This is a genomic window from Trueperaceae bacterium (assembly GCA_036381035.1).
Lineage (GTDB): Bacteria > Deinococcota > Deinococci > Deinococcales > Trueperaceae > DASRWD01.
Window position 1 is genome coordinate 1 of record DASVDQ010000042.1, and the last position, 1,984, is coordinate 1,984.

Consider the following 1,984-nt stretch of genomic DNA (forward strand, 5'->3'; position numbering starts at 1 on the left):
GTCCGAGGACCAAGGCTCGCACAGCGATCACATAATCGCCTACGAGCACGGCACGATCGAGATGACTTACGAGTTTCTTCACCGCCTCCTCGCCGTGATCGAGCGCAACCCGGATGACCTTCAGCGGCGACTTGGGATCAAACTACTGATCGTGTCGCTCGACGAGGAATCCGCCGCCCGCCGGGGCGAGGGAGGTGGGGAGTGATGGCTGACCGCTACGAGAAGATTCGGAAGGCGTTGACGATGGGGCCGACAGCGGGGCCGTGGCGCTGCGAGCACGAGACCGGAGGAGGTCATGACTGCTGGATGATCTATTCCGGCGACTGGCCAAAATCCGGCGGCATCGTTGGCTATTACACGCACACTGGGCCGCGACACATCCCGCATGTCAGGCCCAACATCGAAGCGGTGGCCATTGCCCACCACATCGCCGCATGCGACCCCGATACTATCCGCATGCTGTTGGAGGAGCGGGACGCACTGGCGGCAGAGTTAGAGGCGATTCGCGCCACCCACCCCACCGACAGGAGCGAGAGCGATGGCGCCTGAACCCTGCCTGGCCGTGCCCTGCCCGCTCTGCCACGCCCCGGCCGGCGAGCCGTGCCACGAGATTGCGCGGGAGCACCGCCCGAGGCAGCCGCACGGCCGGCGGGTTTGGCGGTACGAGTGCGAGCGGCGGGAGCAGCCGGCGCAGGCAGACCTATTCATGGAGGTGCGATGATGGCGACCGACACGAGACAGCGCGATCCAGACCGGATCTACCTGGAGCCGCCGCCGTACAGCCCGGAAGGGCGGCTCTGGTGCGATGATGATGTGTGGCCGCTCCCGGACACTGACGGTAGCGATGGCGGCGTCGAGTATGTGCGGGCCGACCTGCACGCCGCCGAAATCGCCCGCCTGGAGCGCGAGCTGTCCGAGGCGCGGGAGCGGGAGCGGCGCCTGTGCCGTGCGCTGGGCGACCTGATCGGCCTGGCGGAGGCGGCGATGCGCGAGGCCGACGACTGCGGCGGCGAGTACGACGTGGACGGCGAGCTGTCCGACGCCCGCGCCTTGCTCGCCGAGGTCGAGCCGCTGCACCCGGACCTGTGGGATGCGGAGGACGCGCGGTGATGCGGGCGCTGCTTTGGTGGCTCTGGCGTCGGCGCGAGGATCCGCCGGCGCACCCGGTGCGGATGGCGCAGCCGGATGAGGGGGTGTGTCTGTGATGCACGGCGGGGGCGCCGTCAGGACGCCCCCGTGTGCTCTCGCTCGAGATCCCGCATCGCCCGCCAGAGGTACGGCGGCGGGTCGCGGTGGTGTGGACTGTCGCGCGGCTGCTCCCAGTGCCACACGGTCTGCTTCGACACGTCCAGGGCGCGCCCCAGCCCCTCTAGGGAGAGACCGAGGCGTGTCCTGGCCTGTCGGATGGCTTCGGGGGTCACACCCGCTCCTCGACGTAGGCGGGCGGGCTCATCCGGTACCCGTTCGCGTCCAGGCGCTCGATCGTCGCGCGCCCGTCCGACAGCGCGCCCAGCACGTATTCGGCGTCCTCGTCCTCGTCCAGTGCGTCCAGCAGGTTGTCCACGGTCCAGGTCGTGCCGCCGTCACTCAGGTGCATCGTACCGGGGAGTCGCGCCAGGACGCCTCGGAGCGTGCGCGGCTGGTCGTCCTGCATGTCCGGGTCGTGCCAGTCGCCGATCTCGATGCGGCCGTAGGAGAGATCGACGCCCGCGCGCTCCGCCTCCGCCCGCGCCTCCGCCAGCAGCGCCTCTTCAGAGAGGGTCGAGTGCTCAGGCGCGGTCAGGACCAGCTCGCCACCCTGCCCATCCGTCCAGTATGCTGCCCGATACGTGCGTGCCATCTCCGCCTCCGTGGTGTGTGGTGGATCAGTAGCCCATCGCGCAGTCGCGGCACAGCCAGCCGCGAGGGGTGCGCATCGCCGGCACGTCGTCGCCGCACATGCTGCAGCCGATGCGCGTGACGGGCCCCTTGCGCTCATCCTTCG

At 69.7% G+C, this 1,984-nt stretch carries 4 protein-coding genes; 3 read left to right on the top strand and 1 reads right to left on the bottom strand.

Translation table 11 applies throughout. The features are described 5' to 3' along the window. The 3 genes from VF202_05880 to VF202_05890 all read left to right on the top strand — a co-directional run. The coding region (locus VF202_05880; GenBank protein ID HEX7039621.1) for a hypothetical protein at positions 1 to 205 on the top strand (205 nt) is incomplete at its 5' end. Next, positions 205 to 549, top strand: a complete 345-nt coding sequence (locus tag VF202_05885) for a hypothetical protein (GenBank protein HEX7039622.1) — start codon at positions 205 to 207, stop codon at positions 547 to 549. The genes VF202_05880 and VF202_05885, both read left to right, overlap by 1 nt. A gap of 168 nt (positions 550 to 717) precedes the next feature. Beyond that, positions 718 to 1,110 carry a hypothetical protein gene (locus VF202_05890; GenBank protein HEX7039623.1) on the top strand — a complete coding sequence of 131 codons (393 nt, stop codon included), beginning with the start codon at positions 718 to 720 and terminating at the stop codon, positions 1,108 to 1,110. Between the two features lie 307 nt (positions 1,111 to 1,417). Here VF202_05890 and VF202_05895 read toward each other — a convergent pair whose 3' ends face one another. Beyond that, positions 1,418 to 1,840 carry a hypothetical protein gene (locus tag VF202_05895; protein HEX7039624.1) on the bottom strand — a complete coding sequence of 141 codons (423 nt, stop codon included), beginning with the start codon at positions 1,838 to 1,840 and terminating at the stop codon, positions 1,418 to 1,420. Positions 1,841 to 1,984 lie beyond the last annotated feature (144 nt).

Bases quoted from the DNA above. Each gene is read 5' to 3' on its own strand.
- VF202_05885 (HEX7039622.1), top strand. From the start codon at position 205: ATGGCTGACCGCTACGAGAAGATTCGGAAGGCGTTGACGATGGGGCCG.
- VF202_05895 (HEX7039624.1), bottom strand. From the start codon at position 1,840: ATGGCACGCACGTATCGGGCAGCATACTGGACGGATGGGCAGGGTGGC.
- VF202_05890 (HEX7039623.1), top strand. From the start codon at position 718: ATGATGGCGACCGACACGAGACAGCGCGATCCAGACCGGATCTACCTG.